The sequence below is a fragment of the Parundibacterium terreum genome, assembly GCF_014636315.1.
Classification (GTDB): domain Bacteria; phylum Pseudomonadota; class Gammaproteobacteria; order Burkholderiales; family Burkholderiaceae_D; genus Undibacterium; species Undibacterium terreum.
In genome coordinates, this window is record NZ_BMED01000002.1 from 98,942 (window position 1) to 123,597 (window position 24,656).

The 24,656-nt window shown below is 53.7% G+C and carries 22 protein-coding genes and 1 tRNA gene; all 23 read right to left on the reverse strand.

The genetic code is table 11. From position 1 onward, the window contains the following. Positions 1-5: 5 nt before the first annotated feature. The gene (gene nuoN / locus IEW12_RS09440; protein ID WP_188565820.1) at positions 6-1,490 is read right to left on the reverse strand and encodes an NADH-quinone oxidoreductase subunit NuoN; all 1,485 of its coding nucleotides are present in this window, start codon (positions 1,488-1,490) and stop codon (positions 6-8) included. Positions 1,491-1,597: 107 nt separating this feature from the next. Continuing rightward, complete coding sequence (locus IEW12_RS09445) at positions 1,598-3,088, reverse strand: NADH-quinone oxidoreductase subunit M (RefSeq protein ID WP_188565821.1); 1,491 nt, start codon at positions 3,086-3,088, stop codon at positions 1,598-1,600. A 21-nt stretch (positions 3,089-3,109) separates the two neighbouring features. Continuing rightward, positions 3,110-5,179 carry an NADH-quinone oxidoreductase subunit L gene (gene nuoL, locus IEW12_RS09450; protein ID WP_188565822.1) on the reverse strand — a complete coding sequence of 690 codons (2,070 nt, stop codon included), beginning with the start codon at positions 5,177-5,179 and terminating at the stop codon, positions 3,110-3,112. Positions 5,180-5,281: 102 nt separating this feature from the next. Next, positions 5,282-5,590, reverse strand: a complete 309-nt coding sequence (gene nuoK / locus IEW12_RS09455; protein WP_188565823.1) for an NADH-quinone oxidoreductase subunit NuoK — start codon at positions 5,588-5,590, stop codon at positions 5,282-5,284. After that, on the reverse strand, positions 5,591-6,250 hold the full coding sequence (locus tag IEW12_RS09460) for an NADH-quinone oxidoreductase subunit J (protein ID WP_188565824.1): 660 nt from the start codon (positions 6,248-6,250) through the stop codon (positions 5,591-5,593). It abuts the gene before it with no gap. A gap of 40 nt (positions 6,251-6,290) precedes the next feature. Beyond that, on the reverse strand, positions 6,291-6,779 hold the full coding sequence (gene nuoI, locus IEW12_RS09465) for an NADH-quinone oxidoreductase subunit NuoI (RefSeq protein ID WP_188565825.1): 489 nt from the start codon (positions 6,777-6,779) through the stop codon (positions 6,291-6,293). Between the two features lie 13 nt (positions 6,780-6,792). Further along, positions 6,793-7,851 carry an NADH-quinone oxidoreductase subunit NuoH gene (nuoH, locus tag IEW12_RS09470; RefSeq protein ID WP_229751023.1) on the reverse strand — a complete coding sequence of 353 codons (1,059 nt, stop codon included), beginning with the start codon at positions 7,849-7,851 and terminating at the stop codon, positions 6,793-6,795. A gap of 11 nt (positions 7,852-7,862) precedes the next feature. Beyond that, complete coding sequence (gene nuoG, locus IEW12_RS09475) at positions 7,863-10,184, reverse strand: NADH-quinone oxidoreductase subunit NuoG (RefSeq protein ID WP_188565827.1); 2,322 nt, start codon at positions 10,182-10,184, stop codon at positions 7,863-7,865. A gap of 34 nt (positions 10,185-10,218) precedes the next feature. Continuing rightward, positions 10,219-11,514, reverse strand: a complete 1,296-nt coding sequence (gene nuoF / locus IEW12_RS09480) for an NADH-quinone oxidoreductase subunit NuoF (RefSeq protein ID WP_188565828.1) — start codon at positions 11,512-11,514, stop codon at positions 10,219-10,221. Further along, a complete protein-coding gene (nuoE, locus tag IEW12_RS09485) occupies positions 11,514-12,014 on the reverse strand; it encodes an NADH-quinone oxidoreductase subunit NuoE (RefSeq protein ID WP_188565829.1) in 501 nt (166 codons plus the stop codon). The genes nuoF and nuoE overlap by 1 nt, the downstream gene beginning before the upstream one ends. 39 nt (positions 12,015-12,053) lie before the next feature. After that, positions 12,054-13,307: an NADH-quinone oxidoreductase subunit D gene (locus IEW12_RS09490; RefSeq protein ID WP_188565830.1), complete on the reverse strand. Its 1,254-nt coding sequence runs from the start codon at positions 13,305-13,307 to the stop codon at positions 12,054-12,056. Beyond that, positions 13,307-13,903, reverse strand: a complete 597-nt coding sequence (locus tag IEW12_RS09495; protein WP_188565831.1) for an NADH-quinone oxidoreductase subunit C — start codon at positions 13,901-13,903, stop codon at positions 13,307-13,309. Before IEW12_RS09495 ends, IEW12_RS09490 begins: the two co-directional genes overlap by 1 nt. A gap of 74 nt (positions 13,904-13,977) precedes the next feature. Next, entirely contained in the window at positions 13,978-14,454 is a 477-nt protein-coding gene (locus tag IEW12_RS09500) for a NuoB/complex I 20 kDa subunit family protein (protein WP_188565832.1), read from the reverse strand. Between the two features lie 15 nt (positions 14,455-14,469). Beyond that, complete coding sequence (locus tag IEW12_RS09505) at positions 14,470-14,829, reverse strand: NADH-quinone oxidoreductase subunit A (RefSeq protein WP_188565833.1); 360 nt, start codon at positions 14,827-14,829, stop codon at positions 14,470-14,472. Between the two features lie 151 nt (positions 14,830-14,980). Beyond that, positions 14,981-15,065: transfer RNA gene (locus IEW12_RS09510), tRNA-Leu, on the reverse strand. A gap of 86 nt (positions 15,066-15,151) precedes the next feature. Further along, positions 15,152-15,541, reverse strand: coding sequence for a preprotein translocase subunit SecG (gene secG / locus IEW12_RS09515; RefSeq protein ID WP_188565834.1), 390 nt, complete (start codon positions 15,539-15,541; stop codon positions 15,152-15,154). Between the two features lie 82 nt (positions 15,542-15,623). Next, positions 15,624-16,376: a triose-phosphate isomerase gene (gene tpiA / locus IEW12_RS09520; RefSeq protein ID WP_188565835.1), complete on the reverse strand. Its 753-nt coding sequence runs from the start codon at positions 16,374-16,376 to the stop codon at positions 15,624-15,626. Positions 16,377-16,567: 191 nt separating this feature from the next. After that, the gene (locus IEW12_RS09525) at positions 16,568-17,548 is read right to left on the reverse strand and encodes an NAD(P)H-quinone oxidoreductase (RefSeq protein WP_188565836.1); all 981 of its coding nucleotides are present in this window, start codon (positions 17,546-17,548) and stop codon (positions 16,568-16,570) included. A 129-nt stretch (positions 17,549-17,677) separates the two neighbouring features. Continuing rightward, the gene (gene pnp, locus IEW12_RS09530) at positions 17,678-19,834 is read right to left on the reverse strand and encodes a polyribonucleotide nucleotidyltransferase (RefSeq protein ID WP_188565837.1); all 2,157 of its coding nucleotides are present in this window, start codon (positions 19,832-19,834) and stop codon (positions 17,678-17,680) included. 188 nt (positions 19,835-20,022) lie between these two features. Continuing rightward, entirely contained in the window at positions 20,023-20,292 is a 270-nt protein-coding gene (gene rpsO, locus IEW12_RS09535) for a 30S ribosomal protein S15 (protein ID WP_188565838.1), read from the reverse strand. Between the two features lie 187 nt (positions 20,293-20,479). After that, complete coding sequence (locus IEW12_RS09540) at positions 20,480-22,018, reverse strand: 2-isopropylmalate synthase (RefSeq protein WP_188565839.1); 1,539 nt, start codon at positions 22,016-22,018, stop codon at positions 20,480-20,482. A 654-nt stretch (positions 22,019-22,672) separates the two neighbouring features. Beyond that, a complete protein-coding gene (gene pssA, locus IEW12_RS09545; protein ID WP_188565840.1) occupies positions 22,673-23,536 on the reverse strand; it encodes a CDP-diacylglycerol--serine O-phosphatidyltransferase in 864 nt (287 codons plus the stop codon). A 295-nt stretch (positions 23,537-23,831) separates the two neighbouring features. Beyond that, complete coding sequence (locus IEW12_RS09550; RefSeq protein ID WP_188565841.1) at positions 23,832-24,563, reverse strand: SIMPL domain-containing protein; 732 nt, start codon at positions 24,561-24,563, stop codon at positions 23,832-23,834. Positions 24,564-24,656 lie beyond the last annotated feature (93 nt).

The following is a 24,656-nucleotide window of genomic DNA, read 5'->3' on the forward strand; positions in this document are numbered from 1 at the left end:
GAAAATCAGGACGCCAGGGTTTTGACTATGGCTTGCGAACAAGCGGTAATCAGGGCGCCGGGCATCAGGCCCAGTACCAGCACAGCCAGGCCGTTAATGCTCAGCACCAGGCGCATATCGCCGTGCGCCTTGATCGGTGTATTGTCCAGCGGCTCATCAAAGTACATCAGTTTCACAACGCGGATGTAGTAGAAGGCGCCGATCAGGGACAGCAATACCGCTACCACTGCCAGCCAAACCTGGCCTGTTGCGACAACAGCCTGCAATACCGACAGTTTTGCCCAGAAGCCGACGAATGGAGGAATACCTGCCAGCGAGAACATCATCAACAGCATCAGGAAAGCAAACCATGGATTACGCTTGCTCAGGCCTTTCAGGTCGTCCAGGCTTTCTGCTTCAAAACCGGAGCGGGCCAGCAGCATGATCATGCCGAAGGTACCCAGTGTCGTCGCTACATAACTGATGGTGTAGAACATCGCCGCGCCGTAGGCGGAAGCAGCATGGCTGGTATCGCCATTGGCAACGCCGGACAGCAGGCCCAGCAGCATGAAGCCCATTTGCGAAATCGTAGAATAAGCCAGCATGCGCTTCAGATTGGTCTGTGCAATCGCTGTGATATTACCGATTGCCATCGACAACACTGCCAATACCATCAGCATCTGTTGCCACTCTACCGCCAGCGAGAACAGACCTTCTACCAGCAAGCGGAAGCACATCGCAAACGCGGCCAGCTTAGGTGCGCCGCCCAACAACAGGGTGACGGCTGTCGGCGAGCCTTGATACACATCGGGTACCCACATATGGAAAGGCACGACACCCAGTTTGAATGCCAGTCCGGCCACCAGGAATACTACGCCAAATACCAGGATAGTCTTGTTAACCAGCGGCGATGCGGCTGCCCTGGCAACTTCAGTCAGATCCAGCGAGCCAGTGGCGCCGTACAGCATGGAGATGCCATACAGCAGGAAGCCCGAAGCCAATGCGCCAAGCACAAAGTACTTCATCGCAGCTTCTGTGGAAACAGTGTGATCACGGCGCAAGGCAACTAGTGCATACAAGGCCAGCGACATCAGTTCCAGACCCAGGTAGATCACCAGGAAGTTATTACCGGAAATCATCACCATCTGGCCGAGCAGTGCAAACAGTGCCAGCGAATAAAACTCACCGCCCAGATGATTATTCGTCATTTCCCTGTCGGTGACATACTGACGGGAATACACCAGCGTGATGCCCACCGCGATGTAGGAGAATATTTTAAGCAGGTCCGACATCGGATCGGCAACAAACATATTATTTGCCAGATATACCGACGTCCCACCGTTGAAGTTGGTCAGGGTAAGCACACCGCAAATCGCCAGAGTCGCCAGGGACAGGACGTAAGTGATGTGACGTTTGCTGTCCGCCAGGAACATGTCGATCAACAGGATCGCACAGATGGCGAGCAACAAAAATATCTCAGGATAGAGTGGTATCAGGTTCATATTATTCATTTGTACTACCGTTTATCTGCATCCAAGCATTCAGGCAAAATGCGACAAGCTACTATTTCTTGCACCTCGGACCGGCTGGCCCAAGGCACTAATTCAGGTTGCTATCTTTAAGGTGCAATCTTGGAAATTGCTACGTGCTTCAGTAAATCACCCACAGTAACCTGCATCGCATCGGTGAAAGGCGCTGGATACAGACCCATGGCAAGCACTGCAATTGCCAGTACACCCAGCATAAAGAATTCGCGTTTATTCAAGTCCACCAGCTTGGCAACGTGATCATGCGTGACCGCACCCAGAATCACGCGCTTGGTCATCCACAGGGAGTACGCCGCGCCAAGAATCAATGCCGTCGCTGCCAGCATGCCTATCCAGAAATTGAACTTGACTGCCCCCAGGATCACCATGAACTCGCCGACAAAACCGGAAGTTGCCGGCAAACCGCAGTTGGCCATCGAGAACAAGACAAACAACGCTGCAAATTTAGGCATGGTGTTGACCACACCGCCGTAGTCGACGATCTGGCGTGAATGCACGCGATCATACAGCACGCCGATACACAGGAACATTGCGCCGGAGATGAAGCCGTGAGAAATCATCTGCACGATACCGCCCTGCATCGCCATGTCATTGAACATGAAGAAGCCCAGCGTAACGAAACCCATGTGGGCAATGGATGAATAAGCAACCAGCTTTTTCATGTCAGCCTGCACCAGAGCCACCAGACCGATATAGATCACGGCGATCAGCGACAAAGTGATCATGAAGTTGGCCAGGTAGTGGCTTGCATCCGGAGCGATAGGCAGCGAGAAACGCAGGAAGCCGTATGCGCCCAGTTTCAGCATGATCGCCGCCAGTACCACGGAACCACCGGTAGGAGCTTCCACGTGGGCATCCGGCAACCATGTATGTACCGGCCACATTGGCACCTTGACCGCAAACGCCATCAAGAAGGCCACGAACAACATGATCTGCGCAGACATAGGCAGCGCCAGCTTATGCCAGGCCAGGATATCGAAAGAGCCGGACTTCATGTACAGGTAGATGATCGCAACCAGTGTCAGCAGCGAACCCATCAAGGTATAGAGGAAGAACTTGAACGCCGCATACACTCGGTTAGGACCGCCCCACACACCGACGATGATGTACATAGGGATCAGCGTCGCTTCAAAGAAGACGTAGAACAGCAGGCCATCCATCGCGCAGAACACGCCTATCATCAGGCCGGACAGGATCAGGAAAGCACCCATGTACTGTGCAACCTGCTTCTCGATCACTTCCCATGCAGCGATCACGACGATCACGGTAATGAAAGCCGTCAGCAGGATCAGCCACAGCGAAATGCCGTCGATGCCGAGTGAATAGAAAATATTGAAGCGCTCTATCCACGCACTTTTTTCGACAAACTGCATGCCATGGGCAGAGTTATCGAAGTGCTGCAGCAAAGGCAAGGTAACGATAAAACTGGCCAGTGAACCGATCAGGGATACCCAGCGCACCAGGCCGGGATTGTCGTCGCGACCAAAGACCAGCACAAAGACGCCAAAAGCAATGGGGCACCAGATTGCGAGGCTTAACAAGATAGAAGTTGACTGCATCATGATTACTTTTTTATGAATTGCTTATTTGGCTAAAGGGAACATGAAAGGAAACATGATATAGGCCAGGAAGCCCATTACCCCAAGAATCATTACAAACGCATAGTGATACAGATAACCGGTCTGGAACAGGCGCGTACCGCGCGAGAACCAGGCCACAACTTTAGCGCTACCGTTCACAACCAGGCCGTCGATCAGACCCTTGTCGCCGATGTTCCACAGACCGCCGCCAAGCACGCGTGCGCCGCCGGCAAATACGATCTCATTGAATTTATCCATGTAGTACTTGTTATCCAGCAGCGTGTAGATCGCATGTGCGTGCTTCTTGATCGCCGTCGGGATAGCTGGCTTGACCATATAGAAGTAGTAGGACAGTGCCACACCCGCTATCGCCAGCCACAACGGAGCTGTTTTCAAAGCGTGGATGGACATTGCTACCGGACCGTGGAATTCGTGGGCCAGCTCTTCCATTGCATGGTGAGCTTCATCGACGAAAATCACGCCCTTGAAGAAATTACCGAACAGCATAGGTTCTATCGCGAAGAAACCGATGATCACTGAAGGGATGGCCAGCAAAACCAGTGGCAGCCAGACAACCAGCGGAGACTCGTGCGGTTTTTCACCTGGAGCCAGGCCGTGGTGGTGCGCATCATGGTCGTCGTGCGCATCTTCATCATGGTGAGCATCGTGATGATCGTCATGAGCGTGTGCGTGGCCAAAGTTTTCTTTACCGTGGAACACCAGGAAATACATACGGAAAGAATAGAAAGCCGTGACGAACACACCTGCCAGTACGGCGAACTGCGCAAAGCCGGAACCAGCCAAGTGCGATGCCTGCACTGCTTCAATGATGCTGTCCTTGGAATAGAACCCGGAGAAGAACGGCGTACCGATCAGGGCCAGCGAGCCCAGCAAGGAAGTAATCCAGGTGATCGGCATGTATTTGCGCAGGCCGCCCATATTGCGGATGTCCTGGTCATGGTGCATGCCGATGATCACGGAGCCGGCACCCAGGAACAGCAAGGCTTTAAAGAAAGCGTGCGTCATCAGATGGAATACCGCAACTGAGTAAGCGGAAGCACCCAGTGCTACCGTCATGTAACCGAGCTGCGACAAGGTGGAGTAAGCCACCACGCGCTTGATGTCGTTCTGGATAATACCCAGGAAGCCCATGAACAATGCAGTGATAGAACCGATCACCAGGATGAAAGACAAGGCGGTATCAGACAATTCAAACAGCGGCGACATGCGTGTCACCATGAAGATACCTGCGGTCACCATTGTTGCCGCGTGAATCAGTGCGGAAATCGGCGTAGGGCCTTCCATCGAATCAGGCAACCAGACGTGCAGCGGGAACTGCGCAGACTTACCCATCGCGCCGATGAACAGGCAGATACAGGCAACGGTAATCAGCATCCAGTCGGTGCCCGGCAGCAGGATATGCACCAGTTCTTCCTTCTTGGCGAATACTTCGGCATAGTCCATCGTGCCGGTGTAAGCCAGCAGCAGGCCGATACCCAGGATGAAGCCGAAGTCGCCCACACGGTTAACCAGGAAAGCTTTCATGTTGGCGTAAATCGCCGTTGGACGTGTGTACCAGAAACCGATCAGCAGGTAAGACACCAGGCCCACAGCTTCCCAGCCGAAGAACAGTTGCAGGAAGTTGTTGCTCATGACGAGCATCAGCATCGAGAACGTAAACAGCGAGATGTAAGAGAAGAAGCGGTTATAGCCTTCGTCGTCTTTCATGTAGCCTATTGTATAGATATGCACCATCAGCGACACGAAGGTCACAACGCACATCATCATCGCCGTCAGGCTGTCGATCAGGAAGCCGACTTCCAGCTTCAGGCCACCGACATTCATCCATTGGTACAGTGTACCGTTGTAGGTCGCACCATCCACAACTGCCGACAGAGTCATGCAGGAGATGATAAAAGCGATCAATACGCCCAGAATGGTGACCGTATGCGATGTGGCACGACCGACCTTGTTACCAAAAAATTTGGTCCCCAGCAGACCCGCAATAGCGGAACCAGCCAAAGGTGCAAGTGGTACTACCAATAAAAGATGTGGGTTAAGTTGCCCCGCCATGATGACCCTTGTTGTTATCTTCGTTACTCTTGAGCTTGCCGGCTCGGTTACAGGCAACCGGCAAGTATCTCTTTATTCAATATCGTATTTACTGCGGCGCGCTTAGCCTTTCAGCGCATCCAGGTCTTCCACATTGATTGTGTCCAGGTTACGGAACAATACAACCAGGATAGCCAAGCCGATCGCAGACTCTGCAGCCGCCACCGTCAGGATGAAAAAGACAAAGATCTGTCCAGCAGCATCGCCGAGATAATGCGAGAAAGCGATGAAGTTGATGTTCACCGCCAGCAGCATCAATTCAATTGCCATCAGCAACAGGATGATGTTTTTGCGATTCAGGAAAATACCGACGATGGAGATCGCGAACAGGATCGCGCCCAGTATCAGGTAATGTGTCAGGGTCAGAGTCATTTAAGCTCCCTTCTTTTCTTCTGTGCTGGCAACTGCTGCAGCCGCTGCAGTGTCAGGATTGGCGCGTTCGGACTCGGCCTTCATGCTGACGATACGAATGCGGTCTGCACTCTTGATCTTGACTGCCTTGGCAGGATCGAAATATTTGGTGTCCTTGCGGCGGCGCAGTGTCAACGCAACAGCGGCGACGATTGCCAACAACAGGATAGCTGCTGCAATTTCAAATGCAAACGGATAATGCGTGTAGATGGCGATACCCAAAGACTTGGTGTTGCCTATCGTATCTGCAGCGGCCGGCACCTTGTTGTCCGGACGCAGGAAACCGCGCCACAGGACAGCCGACATTTCCAGCACGATCAGCACGCCGACAGTAGCGGCCAGCGGGAAGTGGTTCCAGAATCCTTCGCGCATCTTCTCGATATTAATATCGAGCATCATCACGACGAACAGGAACAGCACCATCACCGCGCCGACATAGACCAGCACCAGGACAATCGCCAGGAACTCCGCTTTCAGCAACAGCCAGATACCGGCAGCCGTAAAAAACGACAACACCAGGAACAAGGCGGCGTGTACCGGATTACGCGCGGTAATCACCTGAGTCGCGGCGAAAATCAAGATCGCCGAGAATACATAAAATATTGCTGTTATAAATTCCATATCAAGCCAAAATCCGGTTAATTAGTCGTTGCAGCTTGCATTAACGATATGCAGCATCGGTTGCACGGGCTGCCGCAATTTCCGTTTCATAACGATCGCCTACTGCCAACAGCATTTCCTTGGTGAAGTACAGATCACCGCGTTTTTCGCCGTGATATTCCAGCACATGCGTTTCAACGATGGAATCGACCGGGCAGGATTCCTCGCAGAAGCCGCAGAAAATGCACTTGGTCAGGTCGATGTCATAGCGTGTAGTACGGCGTGTGCCGTCTGCGCGCTGGTCGGATTCAATCGTGATCGCCATTGCAGGACAAACCGCTTCACACAATTTGCAAGCGATGCAGCGCTCTTCCCCGTTAGGGTAGCGGCGCAAGGCATGCAAGCCACGGAAACGCGGAGACTGCGGCGTTTTTTCTTCCGGAAATTGCACGGTGATCTTGCGGGCAAACATATAGCGTCCTGTCAGGGCTAGGCCCTTGATCAGTTCACGCAGCATCAAGCTGCTAAAGAAATCTTTTATGGCTTCCATTTTTCTCAGCCTCTTACTTCCAAATATTCCACGGCGTTTGTATCCACGCAGCGACGATCACTAAATACCCCAGAGTCAGCGGGATAAACACTTTCCAGCCCAAACGCATGATCTGGTCATAGCGATAGCGTGGGAAAGAAGCACGTGCCCAGATAAACATCGACACAACGACGAAAGTTTTCATGCCCAGCCAGATCCAGCCCGGTATCCATGTAAATGGCGCAAAGCCAAATGGAGAGGACCATCCGCCCAGGAACATCAGAGATGCCATCGCGGAAATAAAGATCATGTTGGCGTATTCGGCCAGGAAGAACATCGCAAACGACATGCCGGAATATTCCACCATGTGGCCAGCAACGATCTCGGATTCACCCTCAACCACGTCAAACGGATGGCGGTTGGTTTCGGCGATGCCGGAAATCACGTACACAACAAATACCGGCAACAAAGGCAACCAGTTCCAGGACAGGAAATTCAATCCCATATTGGCGAAGGTACCTTTGGTTTGCGTATTGACGATTTCGGTCAGGTTCAAGCTGCCGGAAACCATCAATACGATGACCAGCACGAAGCCCATCGCGATCTCATACGAAATCATCTGCGCCGAAGCACGCATCGCACCAAGGAAAGCGTATTTGGAGTTGGAAGCCCAACCGGCAATGATCACTCCATACACTTCCATGGAAGTGATCGCCATGACCAGCAGCAAGCCTGCATTCACATTTGCCAGCACGGTTTCAGGACCGAAAGGGAATACCGACCAGGCAGCCAGCGCAGGCATGATCGTCATCACAGGCGCCAGCACAAACAAGACCTTGTTGGCTTTGGCAGGAACAACGATCTCTTTCAACAGCAGCTTTACCGCATCGGCGATAGGTTGCAGCAGACCGGCAGGACCAACACGGTTAGGGCCAAGGCGGACGTGCATCCAGCCTATCATCTTGCGTTCCCACAGGGTCAGGTAAGCAACCAGCCCCATGACAGGCAATACGATGCAGATGATCTTGATCAGGTTCCATACCAGCGGCCATACCGGCCCCAGGATGCCCTGGCCAAAATTCTCGATAGTCATCAGCAAACTCATTATGCACGCTCCACGGTAATGGAACCGAACATCGCACCCAGGGCCTTGGTTGCAGCGTGGCCGGCGGCAACGCGTACCACATTTTCAGGCAGGGACTTGTCCAGCGCAGCAGCGATGGATATCGAACCATTGCTTTGCGTCAGTTTGATCTGGTCGCCGTCGTTAATACCCAGCTTGGCAAATTGTGCAGCGCTCAGCCAAACTTTCGGCGCTTTCGCGTCTGCAGTTTTTTGCAGAGACTCTGCCCTGCGTACAATCGCATCGGTATGGTAGATAGGCACATCGGAGACGCGTTCCAGGCCGTTTGCTGCAGAAGCAGCCAGCACTGGTGCGACGTCAGCGATATTGTTCAGGCGTTTGGCCAGATCAGTTTTATCCAGACCCAGCACTTCGTCACGCACGGATTCTGCAGTGTCGAATTCAAAATTAGCCAGACCCAGCAAATTGCCCAGTACACGCAATACTTTCCATGCCGGACGTGCATCGCCCAACGGCCTTACAACACCGTGGAAGCTTTGAGCACGACCTTCGCAATTGACGAAAGTACCTGAAGTTTCAGTAAATGGAGATACCGGCAGCAAGACGTCGGCGTAGTCCATGCCATGCTTGAATGCAGACATCACTACGACCATTTCCGCTTTATCCAGCGCAGCTTTTGCCTGCTGTGGATTGGCGTAGTCGAATTCCGGCTCAGCGTGCAGCAGCACGTAGGCTTTCTTCGGCTGCGCGAACATCTGTTCAGCCGCTGCAGCAGATGCCGGCAAGGCATTTGCCAGGTAGCCGCCCACCGTGTTTGCAGCTTCAGTCAGGTAACCGAAACCGGCGCCTGCGTTTTGCGCAATCCATTGTGCCAGCGCGTGTATCTTGGCTGCGTCAGGATGCTGAGCCGCAGTATTGCCCAGGAATACGCCGCTAGTGCCAGCCAGCAGGCTGGCAGCAATCGCTTCTGCGCTTGCAGATGCTTGAACGGAGTCAAAACCGGCAGGCTTGGCGATTTCTTTCTTGGCAGCGACAGCAACAGCTACTTCAGCCAGGAAGCCCAGCCATGCGGAAGGTGCCAGAACTGCCTTATTGGCCAGCTTAATCAGCAGATCGTCGTCGGTCGCGTGCAAGGCGCTCAGCTTAGCACCCATCTTCACGGACTGGCGCAGACGCGCAGCCAGCAAAGGATGATCCTTGCGCAGGAAAGAACCGATAACGAACACGTTTTTCAGCTGGCTGAATTCAGTGATGGACATGCCCAGCCAAGGCTTGATTTTTCCACCCAGGGAAAAATCGGACTGGCGCAGACGGAAGTCCACATTGTCGGAACCCAGGCCGCGTACTACGCGTTGCAGCAAAGTCAGTTCTTCCAGCGTGGAGCTTGGCGTTGCCACCGCAGCGATGGATTCGGCGCCATGCTCATGCTTGATGTTTTTCAGGCCGTGCGCGATGTATTCCAGCGCAGTTTGCCAATCGGCCTCCTGCCATTGACCGCCCTGCTTGATCATAGGCTTGGTCAGACGCTCTTCGCTGTTCACGCCTTCATAGGCGAAACGGTCCTTATCGGAAATCCAGCATTCATTGACCGCTTCATTTTCCAGCGGTACTACACGCATTACCTTGTTGTTCTTGACTTGAACGATCAGGTTGGCACCCAGACCGTCATGCGCGCTGACAGACTTGCGGCGCGACAGTTCCCAGGTACGGGCGGAATAACGGAAAGGCTTGGATGTCAGTGCACCGACCGGGCAAACGTCGATCATATTGCCGGACAATTCGGAGTCGACGGTCTGGCCGACAAAAGAAGTGATCTCGGAATGTTCACCGCGACCCAGCATGCCCAGTTCCATTACGCCGGCAACTTCCTGGCCGAAACGAACGCAACGTGTGCAGTGGATGCAACGGCTCATTTCTTCCATCGACACCAGAGGACCTACGTCCTTATGGAAAACGACGCGTTTTTCTTCTTCGTAACGCGAGCTGCTGGCACCGTAGCCGACGGCCAGATCCTGCAATTGGCATTCGCCGCCCTGGTCACAGATAGGGCAATCCAGCGGATGGTTAATCAGCAGGAATTCCATCACCCCTTTTTGTGCCTTGACCGCCTTGTCACTATTGGACCTTACGATCATGCCGGCCGTTACTGGCGTGGCGCAAGCTGGCAAAGGCTTGGGAGCCTTTTCCACTTCCACCAGGCACATGCGGCAGTTCGCCGCAATCGACAATTTCTTGTGATAGCAAAAATGCGGAATGTAGGTGCCAAGTTTATTGGCAGCATCCATTACCATGCTGCCTTCTTGCACTTCGACTTTTTTGCCGTCTATTTCTATTTCAACCATGGTCTACTCTGACTGTGCGCTAACCTAAGCTGGCTTAAATGTAAGCGGGAACCAAGCAATGCTTATGCTCGATGTGATATTCAAACTCTTCGTGGAAATTCTTGACGAATGCACGAACCGGCATCGCCGCCGCATCGCCCAGCGCACAAATGGTGCGGCCCTGGATGTTGTCGGCGATCGAGTTCAGCATGTCCAGATCTTCTGGACGGCCCTGACCGTTTTCTATGCGGTGGACCATGCGGTACATCCAGCCTGTGCCTTCACGGCAAGGCGTACATTGGCCGCATGATTCTTCAAAATAGAAGTAGGACAGGCGCAGCAAGGATTTGACCATGCAACGGGTGTCGTCCATGACGATCACAGCACCGGAACCCAGCATCGAGCCCGCTTTCGCGATCGAGTCATAGTCCAGATCCGTATTCATCATCACGTCGCCGACGACCACTGGTGCAGACGAACCGCCAGGAATAACCGCCTTGATCTTCTTGCCGCCGCGCATGCCGCCCGCCAGTTCCAGCAGGGTTGCAAATGGAGTTCCCAAAGGAATCTCGTAGTTGCCCGGACGCTCTACGTCACCAGAGATAGAGAAAATCTTGGTGCCGCCGTTATTCGGCTTGCCCATTGCTGCGTAATTCTCGCCGCCCACCGCAAAGATGAAAGGCACTGCAGCAAAGGTTTCAGTATTGTTGATCGTGGTCGGCTTGCCGTACAGGCCAAAGCTTGCAGGGAAAGGCGGCTTGAAGCGCGGCTGCCCTTTCTTGCCTTCCAGCGATTCCAGCAAGGCTGTTTCTTCGCCGCAGATGTACGCGCCGTAGCCGTGGTGGGCATGCAACTGGAAGCTGAAGCCTGAACCGCAGATATTGTCGCCCAGCATGCCTGCAGCACGCGCCTCTTCCAGCGCCTCTTCAAAACGGTCGTACTCGGCAAAAATCTCGCCGTGAATATAGTTGTAGCCAACCGTGATGCCCATCGCATACGCGCCGATAGCCATGCCTTCGATCAGCGCATGCGGGTTGTAGCGGATGATGTCGCGATCCTTGAACGTGCCTGGCTCGCCTTCGTCGGAATTGCAGACCAGGTATTTCTGGCCTGGGAACTGACGTGGCATGAAGCTCCACTTCAGGCCGGTAGGAAAGCCCGCGCCGCCGCGGCCGCGCAAGGAAGCTGCCTTCAATTCCGCGATTACCTGTTCAGGTGTGATCTTGTCATCCAGTATGCGCTTCAGCTGTTGATAGCCGCCGCGCTTTACATAGTCTTCCAGATGCCAGTTCTTGCCGTCCAGGCCGGCCAGGATCAGGGGTTTGATATGGCGATCATGCAAACTCGTCATTATGCCCCCGCCGTCGTGGATTGCGTTTTGAGCTCGGTAACGAGCTCATCGATTTTTTCATTCGACATGAAGCTGCACATACGCTTGTTATTGACCAGCATTACAGGTGCATCGCCGCAAGCTCCCATGCACTCGCCTTCCACCAGTGTGAACAGGCCATCGGTGCTGGTGTCTTTGTAATCGATACCCAGTTTCTGCTTCAGGTGATGCGCCGCGCGCTCGCCGCCGGACAGGGCGCAAGGCAGGTTGGTGCAGACCGAAATCTTGAACTTGCCAACCGGCTTGGTGTTGTACATGTTGTAGAAAGTCGCCACTTCCTGCACCGCCACCGCCGGCATGCCGATATAGTCGGCCAAAGTCCGCATGACTTCCGGCGAGACCCAGCCGGTTTCGTCCTGCGCGATAGCCAGTGCAGCCATGACGGCCGACTGTCTTTGATCAGCCGGATACTTTGCCAGTTCCCGGTCAATCTTCTTGAATGCTTGCTCTGATAACACCATAGCTAATGCCTTTAAAATCGCCACCCAACGGGTAGTCAATCATCTATCAATTTCGCCAAACACAATATCCTGTGTACCGATAATGGTCACAGCATCTGCAATCATATGGCCCTTGGCCATTTCATCCAGTCCTTGCAGATGCGGGAACCCCGGCGCACGAATCTTCAAGCGGTAAGGCTTGTTTGCGCCGTCGGATATCAGGTAGATACCAAACTCGCCCTTCGGATGCTCAACAGCCGCATATGCCTCGCCTGCCGGCACATGGAAACCTTCGGTGAACAGTTTGAAGTGATGGATCAGTTCTTCCATGTTCGACTTCATGTTCACGCGGTGCGGCGGCGCAATCTTGTGGTTGTCGGTAATGACAGGACCCTGATTATTGCGCAGCCATTCTATACATTGTTTGATAATGCGGTTGGACTGGCGCATTTCTTCCACGCGCACCAGATAACGGTCATAGCTGTCGCCATTGACGCCAACAGGAATATCAAAGTCCAGCAAGTCATACACTTCGTAAGGCTGCTTCTTGCGCAGATCCCACTCAATGCCGGAACCGCGCAACATCGCGCCGGTAAAGCCCATTGCCTTTGCGCGCTCAGGAGAGACCACGCCGATGCCGACCAGACGCTGCTTCCAGATACGGTTATCGGTCAGCAAGGTTTCGTATTCATCGACATACTTGGGGAAACGATTGGTGAAGTCTTCAATGAAGTCCAACAGGGAACCCTGGCGGTTTTCATTCAGCGCGCGCATCGCTTTTTCGTTTTTCAGTTTGGATACTGTGAACTGCGGCATTTGCTCAGGCAGATCGCGGTATACGCCGCCTGGACGGTAGTAGGCAGCATGCATACGCGCGCCGGATACTGCTTCGTAGCAGTCCATCAAGTCTTCGCGCTCGCGGAATGCGTACAGGAATACCGCCATCGCACCCACGTCCAGCGCATGCGCGCCTATCCACAGCAGGTGATTCAGGATACGGGTAATTTCATCGAACATTACGCGGATGTACTGCGCGCGCATCGGCACTTCCAGGCCCAGCATCTTTTCGATGGCCATCACGTACGCATGCTCATTGGACATCATCGACACATAGTCGAGCCTGTCCATGTAAGGCACGGACTGGATGAAAGTCTTTTGCTCAGCCAGTTTTTCGGTTGCACGATGCAACAGGCCGATATGCGGATCGGCACGCTGGATCACTTCGCCATCCAGCTCAAGGACGAGACGCAATACGCCGTGCGCAGCAGGATGCTGCGGACCAAAGTTCAGGGTGTAATTCTTAATCTCAGCCATTATTTCATCCCGTAATTTTCTTCGCGTATGACACGCGGCGTGATCTCACGCGGCTCTACAGTCACAGGCTGGTAAATGACGCGCTTCTGCTCCGGGTCGTAACGCATTTCCACATAGCCGGAAACCGGGAAATCCTTGCGGAAAGGATGGCCGATGAAACCGTAGTCAGTCAGGATACGGCGCAAGTCATTGTGGCCATCAAACAGGATGCCGAAGAAATCGAAGGCTTCGCGCTCGTACCAGTTGGCCGTGCTCCAGATATCGATCAACGAAGGCAGCACAGGCATGTCGTCGTCAGCGGCAAATACACGCACACGCAGACGCCAGTTGTGTTTGATCGACAGCAGATGGGACACTGCAGCAAAGCGCGCGCCATCCCAGGCGCCGTCGCCATACGTGGAGTAATCCACGCCGCACAAGTCGATCAATTCTTCAAATTGAGTATCGGCGTGATCGCGCAGATCGCGCATTACGCCCAGATAGGCAGATGGGCTGACAACAATCGTCAATTCACCGAGTGCCGAGGTGGACTTCAGGAGTCTATCGCCCAAGACATTCTTTACTGCCGTCTCAAGGATTTCCAGTTTGGTAGTCATAATTTTAAAAGCCGCTCTAAGAGTCGCCGGATGTGCGCACACACCGTGCGCACGATTTACGCAAGCACCAAGTATCAGCGCGCTATCGTATTGGTACGCTTAATTTTGTTCTGCAACTGTATGATGCCGTACAACAAAGCCTCTGCAGTCGGTGGACAGCCGGGGACATAAATATCAACCGGCACGATGCGATCGCATCCACGCACCACAGAATAAGAATAGTGGTAATAGCCGCCACCGTTTGCGCAGGAACCCATGGAGATGACCCAGCGCGGCTCAGCCATCTGGTCATACACCTTGCGCAAGGCCGGAGCCATCTTGTTGCACAGCGTACCGGCGACGATCATCACGTCGGACTGACGCGGAGATGGACGGAACACTACACCAAAACGATCCAGATCGTAACGCGAAGCACCAGCGTGCATCATCTCAACCGCACAGCATGCCAGACCGAATGTCATAGGCCACATGGAGCCAGTGCGCGTCCAGTTGATCAGCTTGTCGGCTGTCGTCGTTACAAAACCTTCGTTTAATACGCCTTCAATTGCCATAATATATTCCTTCGATCATTCCCAATCCAGGGCGCCTTTTTTCCAGATATACCAGAAGCCCACCGCGAATTCAGCAATGAAACCGAGCATAATCAGAAAACCGTACCAACCCAGGTCGCGCATTGCAACGCCCCAAGGGAAGAAGAATGCAGTTTCCAGATCAAACAAGATGAACAGGATTGCCACCAGATAATAACGAACGTCAAACTTCATGCGCGCATCTTCGAAAGCCTCGAAGCCGCATTCATAAGGAGAGAGTTTTTGGTCATCAGGCCTGTAGGGCGCGAGAACGCGACCAAGCACCTGCGGAACGACACCAACGCCGATACCGACCAGAATAAATAAGAGAACAGGGAAATAATTTTCGAGGTTCACGTTAGGCTACCTGTAATTGAACGATACGTTGAGGACATTCCGTAAATCGACTGCTTGCTGCAGCCTTTAGAAATCCTTGAATGATTCGATGAATCAAAACGACCACTTCCTCGACAAAGCCAGCAGAAGATCGCTGACCAGTTTTTTTTGTTGGTGCCGACGACGAGACTCGAACTCGTACAGCTTTCGCCACTACCCCCTCAAGATAGCGTGTCTACCAATTTCACCACGTCGGCATAAGCCCTGTATTCTACTATGAGCGGCCTCATTGTTCAACGCACAATTGCACCAATTCAACGCTTTTATACAGAGCGAAACAAATTTATTTCGGAATCTGATTTGCCTGGCCAGCAGCACTTGCCGGGGCACTGGTTGCCGGGGCAACTGGTGCGCTCGCAGCAGGCGCGGAAGCACCGGCAGGCGCCGTTTTCACAGCAGGCAGATTATCCATCACACCGACAGAAGGAGCGCCGCGATTGGCACCAATATAGGCCAAGGCCAGAGTAGATGCGAAAAACACCGCCGCAGCAACACCTGTGGACTTGGACAGAAAATTTGATGAGCCGGTTGCACCAAACAAACTACCAGATGCGCCAGAACCGAATGAGGCCCCCATATCAGCACCCTTACCGTGCTGCAAGAGAACCAGACCAATAATCGTCAGCGCCGCCAGAACCTGAACAATCACTACCAAAGTGAACATAGTTTGCATTCAATACACCCAATTAAAATTAATCACTACCACACTACAAAACACTACCGAAATAGATTCTTTTCTGCGCCAGCCGCGAGATTCAGGCTGCGCGGGCAATCGCCAGGAAATCCGCAGATTTCAATGCCGCACCGCCGATCAGGCCGCCATCAATATCCGCCATCGCCAGCAACTCCTTCGCATTGTCCGGCTTCATGCTGCCGCCGTACAAAATCTGCACCCGCTCCGCTGCGATCACATCCTTGGCGGCCAGTTGCGCACGCAATACCGCATGCACATCCTGCGCCATTTGTGGCGTTGCCGTCTTGCCGGTGCCGATGGCCCATACGGGCTCGTAGGCAACCACAATCTTCAGCACATCTGCGGCTTCCAGCACATCCAAAACTGCCTGCAACTGAGCCGTGACCACATTATTGGTCTGACCCAGCTCTCGCTGCTGCAAAGTCTCGCCCACACAAATAACAGGACGCAAACCTGCGCGCAATACCTGCTGCGCCTTTTGCGCAACCAGCTCATTACTTTCAAGATGGTAGGCCCTGCGCTCGGAATGTCCGACTATCACATACTGGCAAGCACAATCGGCCAGCATCGATGCCGAAACCTCGCCAGTATAAGCTCCCACGTCGTGCGCGGAAACATCCTGCGCGCCCCACGCAACAGCACTGCCAGCCAGCACATCCGCGCATTGCAGCAAATACGGCGCCGGAGCACAGACCAACACGTCGCAATCCGCCGCCTGCCCCGCCAATCCAGCCTTGATTTCGGCCAGCAACGCGGCATTGGCAGCAAAGCTGCCATTCATCTTCCAATTACCGGCTATCAGAGTACGTCGCATAGCTACCTAAAATTCAATTAACCCTCTATTGTAGCCCGTGCATTATAAGGGGTCAAACGAACGGCCACGTAAAACGCCGCAAAACATGCAAAAACGATCAGATTCCGGCACCTGACGGCGCGGCAGCACAGTGTACACCTCTCCAGACACGTGAAATTGGAGGATAACTTCGAACTGCCACTGTAGCGGCTCTACGCCACCTGCAACACGATTTTGCCTATATGGCTACCACCTTCCATCATTGCATGCGCCTGATCCGCCTGCGCCAGCGGGAAAATCTGGTGAATAACAGGCTTGATCTTGCCACTGGCCAGCAAAGGCCACACCCTAGCCTGCAATTGCTGTGCAATTGCAGCCTTGAACGCAACCGGACGCGGGCGCAGCGTGGAGCCAGTCACCACCAGACGCCGGCGCAGCACCTGCGCGAGGTCCAGATCGGCGCGAGCACCGCCCAGCAAGGCAATCAAAACCAGCCTGCCGTCATCGGCAAGGCTGTCGATCTCACGCGGTACGTAGTCACCCGCCACCATGTCCAGGATCACATCCACACCCCGCCCATCGGTCAGCGATTTGACCACCTCCTTGAAATCCTCGGTTTTGTAGTTGATGCCGCGCTCGGCGCCAAGGCGCTCGGTCGCCCTGCACTTGTCGTCAGAGCCTGCCGTTGCAAAAACCCTGTGTCCCAGCGCCGTCGCAATCTGAATCGCCGTCACGCCTATGCCCGAGGTGCCACCCTGCACCATCAAAGTCTCGCCGGCAGACAATCTGGCTCGATCAAACACATTGCTCCAGACGGTGAAAAAGGTTTCAGGCAAAGAAGCTGCCTCCACCGGCGACAAACCCGCAGGAACAGGCAGGCATTGCGCTAGCGGCGCCGCGCAGTACTCGGCATATCCGCCGCCCTGCACCAGCGCGCACACCAGATCGCCCTTGCTGAATCCACTGCCAGCCAGATCACCATCGACAATTTCCCCAGCAACCTCCAGGCCAGGCAGATCCGACGCACCCGGCGGCACCGGATAATGCCCCAGGCGCTGCAGCACATCGGGACGGTTGATGCCGGCGGCCAGCACCCGAATCAGCACCTCGCCAGCCTTGATTTGCGGAACCTCGCGCTCACATATTTTCAATACTTCCGGTTTGCCGTACTGGGTAATTTCCACTGCTCGCATGGTGTTAAATCCTTTAGGAAAGACCCGATTTTAGCCGATAAAAAAAACGCCCGTTGAAACGGGCGCTTTGGGTGTTGCTTATTGACCGGCGCACATCAATTCAACATCGATGCCGGCCGGACTCAATATTTACTCTGGCTGTTGCGGAGCCGGGGCTTCTTGCTGCTGTTGCTGCTGTTGAGGCTCAGCTTCCAGCGCTGCTTTCATGGACAGTTTGAAACGGCCGCGGTCATCAGTTTCCAGAACCTTGACACGCACTTGCTGGCCTTCTTTCAGGTAGTCGGCAACTGCATTGACGCGCTCATTGGCGATCTGGCTGATATGCAACAAGCCGTCTTTGCCTGGCATGATTTGCACGATCGCGCCGAAATCCAGCAATTTCAATACAGTACCGTCGTAGGTCTTGCCGACTTCAACTTCTGCCGTCAATTCCTCGATACGGCGTTTGGCTTCTTGGCCAGCCGCCGCATCCACGGAAGCGATAGTCACAACGCCTTCGTCGCTGATATCGATTTGCGTGCCGGTTTCCTCAGTCAGCGCGCGAATTACTGCGCCGCCTTTGCCGATAACGTCACGGATTTTTTCCGGATTGATCTTGACAGTGATCAGGCGTGGAGCAAAGTCGGACAGTTCAGTCTTACCGTGCGGTACGGCTTCCTGCATTTTTGCCAGGATATGCACACGGCCTTCTTTCGCTTGCGCCAAAGCCACTTGCATGATTTCCTTGGTGATGCCCTGGATCTTGATATCCATTTGCAATGCAGTAATGCCTTCTGCAGTACCAGCTACCTTGAAGTCCATATCGCCGAGGTGATCTTCATCACCCAGGATGTCCGTCAGAACAGCAAACTTGTTGCCATCCTTGATCAGGCCCATCGCAATACCGGCAACGTGCGCCTTCATCGGTACGCCCGCATCCATCAACGCCAGGCAGCCGCCGCAGACGGAAGCCATCGACGAGGAACCATTGGATTCAGTGATTTCAGAAACCAGACGAACGGAGTAGCTGAAATCTTCCGGTGCAGGCAATGCAGCTTGCAAAGCACGCTTGGCCAGACGGCCGTGACCGATTTCACGACGCTTAGGCGTGCCTACGCGGCCTGTTTCGCCGGTAGCGAACGGAGGCATGTTGTAATGCAGCATGAAGCGGTCAGAGTACTCACCCATCAATGCATCAATTTTTTGCTCATCGCGTGCAGTACCCAGGGTCGCGATTACCAGCGCCTGTGTTTCACCGCGTGTGAACAGCGCTGTACCATGCGTACGTGGCAATACGCCGGTACGGATGGAAATAGGACGCACTGTGCGTGTATCGCGGCCATCGATACGTGGCTCGCCTTCCAGGATCTGGGAACGAACAATCTTCGCTTCCAGATCAAACAGGATATTGCCCACTTCGGAAGAATCAGGAGCGGATTCGCCTTTGGCAGCAGCCTGGGCAGCCAGTGCAGTACCAACTGATGCAGTCGCATCTTTCAGCAACTGGGTACGGGCTTGTTTTTCTTTAGTCTGGTAAGCAGCGCGCAACAAAGGCTCAGCTACTGCTGTGACAGCAGAGATCAGAGCTTCGTTTTTAGGCGCTGGCGCCCATTGCACTTCAGGCTTGCCGCCGTCACGCACCAGTTCATGGATTGCGTCGATCACAGCCTTCATCTGGTCGTGACCATAAACAACCGCGCCCAGCATGACTTCTTCAGACAATTGCTGCGCTTCGGACTCAACCATCAGCACCGCTTGCTCTGTACCAGCAACAACCAGATCCATCAACGAAGATTTCAACTGGGTAGTAGTCGGGTTCAGTACATATTGGCCGTCGATATAGCCAACGCGCGCTGCGCCGACTGGGCCGCTAAATGGAACACCGGAAACGCACAACGCGGCGGAAGCGCCGATCATTGCTGCGATATCAGGATCGATCTCTGGATTGACCGACAATACGTGCACGATGACCTGTACTTCGTTCATGTACCCTTCTGGGAACAATGGACGAATAGGACGGTCGATCAGGCGCGAAGTTAAAGTTTCTTTTTCCGAAGGACGGCCTTCACGCTTGAAGAAGCCACCAGGAATACGACCGGCAGCGTAAGTTTTTTCAAGGTAGTCAACTGTCAGGGGGAAGAAATCCTGGCCTGGCTTGGCATCCTTGCGAGCAACCACAGTTGCCAGCACCACGGTATCCTCGATGGAAACCATGACTGCACCAGAAGCTTGACGAGCGATCTCGCCAGTTTCCAGAGTGACTTGATGTTGACCGTACTGGAAGGTTTTAGTAATTTTATTAAACACAATGCGTCCTTTCTATTTTGCCGACAGATTTTCAGGCGCTGTCGTTCACCTCACCACGGACGATTCCAAGAGTAAGAGTCGTCTTACTGCAAACTACAAACTTCAAACTGCACAAACGACAAAAAGCCCGCGACAGAAAACTGGCGCAGGCTTTTTGCTATAAAACTTTTGCTGTAAAAAGCAATGAATTACTTACGCAGACCGAGTTTTTCGATCAGGGAGCGATAGCGATTCAGATCTTTGTTCTTCAGGTAGGACAACAGGCTCTTACGACGGTTAACCATCATGATCAAACCACGACGGGAGTGGTGATCTTTAGCGTGAGCTTTGAAGTGACCGTTCAGATCGTTGATGCGTGCAGTCAGCAGAGCAACTTGAACTTCTGGAGAACCTGTGTCATTTTGACCACGGGCATTATCCGCAACGATCGCGGCTTTAGCGTTTTTTTCGATAGACATAATATTCCTTAACATGCGATAAAAAGAGAAGAAAACTCCTGGCAAACGAGCCAGAACAACCCTTTTATTATCGTGATAACAAGCATTCACTTATCCTGCCGGGATGGCAAGACGCGTGAATATAGCATAAATGCGATGGTGAATCAAATATATGACAAACCATCGCTGCTTTACCCTGTGACCTCCCCTATATCTGCGGATTCAGTTTTTCCACTTTCGAATGCAGCTTGTTCAGCGCAGACAAATATGCTTTCGCTGAAGCAACAACGATGTCAGGATCCGCCCCCACTCCGTTTACTATACGCCCCGCCTTGGACAGGCGCATCGTCACCTCACCCTGGGACTGGGTGCCCGTTGTAATCGCATTCACCGAGAACAGCAGCAATTCGGAGCCGCTCTGGGTTTTTGACTCAATCGCATTGACGATGGCATCCACCGGGCCATTTCCATGGCCGTCGCAAGTCACTTCCTTGGAATCAATGGTGAAAACAATCTTTGCGGCAGGCCGTTCGCCGGTTTCGGAATGCTGCGCCAGCGACACGAAACGATAGCATTCATTATCGTGCGAATGCTCTTCATCAGAGACCAGGGACATGATGTCTTCGTCGAAAATCTCGGATTTGCGGTCGGCCAGTTCCTTGAAACGCGCAAACGCCGCATTGACTTCCCCTTCCGACTCCAGCTTGATGCCCAACTCATCCAGGCGCTGCTTGAATGCATTGCGGCCGGACAGCTTGCCAAGCACGATCTTGTTGGCACTCCAGCCCACATCTTCGGCCCGCATAATTTCATAGGTATCGCGCGCCTTCAGGATGCCATCCTGGTGGATGCCCGATGCATGGGCAAACGCATTGGCGCCGACCACCGCCTTGTTCGGCTGCACCGCAAAGCCGGTGATCTGCGATACCAGCTTGGAGGTCGCCACGATCTGCGTTGTATCTATATTGAAGTCCAGGTTGAAGTGATCCTTGCGGGTACGCACCGCCATCACGATCTCTTCCAGCGCCGTATTGCCGGCACGCTCGCCCAGGCCATTGATCGTGCATTCCACCTGGCGCGCGCCGCCTATCATGACGCCGGCCAGCGAATTGGCGACCGCCATGCCCAGGTCATTATGGCAATGCACGGACCAGACGGCCTTGTCAGAATTAGGAATGCGCTCGCGCAGGGTTTTCAGCATATTGCCGTACAGCTCAGGCACGCCATAGCCTACCGTGTCGGCGAAATTGATGGTGGTCGCACCCTCGGTGATAACGGCCTCGATCACCCGGCACAGAAAATCCATGTCGGAGCGGCTGCCGTCTTCCGGGCTGAACTCAACGTCATCGGTGAAATTGCGCGCAAAACGCACGGCCTGCTTGGCCTGCTCAAACACCTGGTCCGGCGTCATGCGCAGCTTCTTTTCCATATGCAAAGGAGAAGTCGCAATAAAGGTGTGGATACGCTTCCGCCGCGCTACCTGCAAGGCCTCTGCAGCTCGCGCGATATCGCGGTCATTGGCGCGCGACAGCGAGCAGATGATGGAATCCTTGACCGCACCGGAGATCGCAGTGATCGCCTCGAAATCACCTTGCGATGCTGCGGCAAAACCGGCCTCGATCACATCCACTTTCAGGCGCTCCAGCTGGCGCGCGATACGGATCTTTTCTTCCTTGGTCATGGAAGCGCCGGGCGACTGTTCGCCATCGCGCAAGGTCGTATCGAATATGATGAGTTTTTCTGCCATGATCTCTCTCCTGAGGCTGACGATGTAAGTAAATAAGCTATTAACTAAAAACAATAATTTTTGATGCCCTTTTCCCTACCCTTGCAAGACACACAGGGGTGGATGACGGCTCAAATTGTGGGGATAGGGGGATTTAGCGCGTTACCGCACTAGGAATGCTGCCAGTAGCGGCAATAGTAGCAATGGCAAGCCTTGTAAGCTCGCTTTAGTGTCTGTTGCGAAGGATGTAGACGCAAAATTCATGCAAAAGACTATAAGCGCGATTAGCCGAAAGTGCAAGAATTTATAGCAGTTTCTACTAGAACTCATTTCATAAATAGGAGTGAGATGCGTTTGCCTTAAAAGTGGCGCTGGCAAGGCGTGCGAGGCGTCAATAGCGAGCTATTGACAACGAGTGCAACGCAGTCCAGCGCCACTTTTAAGGCAAACCCTTCGGGAACGGTCCATTTGGGCGCATTGCAGCGTTGCGCCGCTAGCAAAGACGGCCAGTCTTTGCGTCGCGACACGCCTCGCACTGCATCCCAAATGGACTCGTTCGCACTCGCTCCTATCTATGAAATGAGTTCTAATAAAAAGGGGCAGGATTGGGTGACGCCTGAAAATCAAAAAGCCATGCAACAATGACGCTGCATGGCTTTCGTTTATTCATCGGTCCTACTTGTCCTCATGAGGCTCAACTGTTGTCTGCACAATACTGATCGGCCTGCCTTTCCGCCACCTCCACAACAGCACGATATAGCCGGACAAGCCATACAGCACAAACAGGCCGAACAACACCTTGGGCGGATCGCTGACCACGGCCACATAGGCCAGCACAATCAGGAAAGGCGCAATAAAAGGCACCGAGCGGCGCAGGTTCAAGTCCTTGAAGCTATAGAAAGGCACATTGGTCACCATCGTCAGCCCCGCATACAGGGTAATAAACCAGGCGCTCCAGCTCAGCTCCAGGCCAACGAAATGCAAGTCCTCCATCAACAGCACAAAGCCGGCGACGAGGGCCGCCGCTGCAGGGCTAGGCAAGCCCTGGAAGTAGCGCTTGTCAACAACCGCGATATTGGTATTGAAACGGGCCAGCCTTAGCGCAGCACCGGCACAATAGACAAAAGCCGCCAGCCAGCCCAGTTTGCCCATGCCCTTCAGCGACCACTCATACACGACCAGTGCAGGTGCAGCGCCAAAGGAAATCATGTCGGACAGGCTATCGTATTGCGCACCAAATTCACTTTGGGTATTGGTCATGCGCGCCACGCGGCCATCCAGGCTATCCAGCACCATCGCGACGAAAATGGCCAAGGCAGCCTGGTCGAAACGCTGATTCATCCCCATCACAATCGCGTAAAACCCGCAAAACAGCGCAGCGGTTGTAAACGCATTTGGCAGCAGATAGATGCCGCGCCGTCTTTTTACCGGCCGAGCCGCTTCGTGCGCAGCAGCTTCCGCGGCCAACTGGCCTTTACGGGCACGCTTGGGAAAAAGCTTGAAACTGCCTTTGGGTTTACGGCTTGGGGGAGATGTCATGCGTATTTTCAGCGTTTATATTATTGGAATCACAAATATACTTGATCGGGCCGATGGCTACCATCACTAATGAAGCGCAAGCGTCCCCAAATGCCGTCATTTACTTTATTTAGGGGATGCCTGGATAGGGCAGCGTCAGGGTAACGCCATCCATTTCCCTCCGCGCAATGCGTGAGGGGAATACCGTGCTGGAGTATACCCGCTATTTCCCGGCAGGAAAACTATGCAGGATCGCACACACCACTTTCAAAAACCGGCCATCCTGCAAAAGGATGGCCTTCAGCCCCAAGCTGGTTTACTTGATCCTGACTTTTCCCAGCACCTTGGCGCTGAGCGTGGTCGTGCCGGGCTCAAAGCTGAGTTCAGCCACGTCCGCGTCCATGCGGGAAGATTTCGCCATCATCATCGGCGCCGCCGCATAACGGCCAGGCATGCTGTCAGTCCCTTCAAAATTGACGGACTCAACCACGGCGTCTGCCGGCTTATGTCCCATGGCAGTCACGATGACAGCCACTTTCTCCATGAAGTTTTTATAGCTGGCCTGCAGACGCTCTGCTTCAAACTTCTTGGTCGCGGCATCAGACAGGCCAAAGGAGAGGCCGTTCAGCGCGAGTATTTTTTGCGCAGCAGCGGCAGTTGCGGGCAACTGCTTCAGGTTTTCCGTTTTTACTTCCAGATACTGCCCGACCCTCCAGCCAGTCTGCGTACGCTTGCGCTGCGGGCTCGATACCGACGCAGCGTCTTCAGCGTACACAGGATAGGTGTAGTAGCCGCGCGTGCTCAAGGCCGCTTGCGGATCTTCCTTCTTGATAATGTCGGTGCCGGCTTTCATCTTCTGGTTGACGCGGGACGCGGCCTTATCCTTGTCCTTATCCTGCTCTTCAATGAAAAAGGTGGCGACCGCCTGATCGTTGTCGGCTTTGATATCGGCGGAACCGGCAACGACGACTTCAGCGCCAGTAACTTGCTGAGCATAGGATGGCAAAGCAATGACACTTGCGGCGACCAGAGCGAGGATAGGTTTCATATTTTTTCTCCAATAATTGCGTTTAAGACACAAAGCTTGCCACGAAGTTCAAAAAATTGCCAAGTTGTTCACAATTGCTAACAATTGTACTAG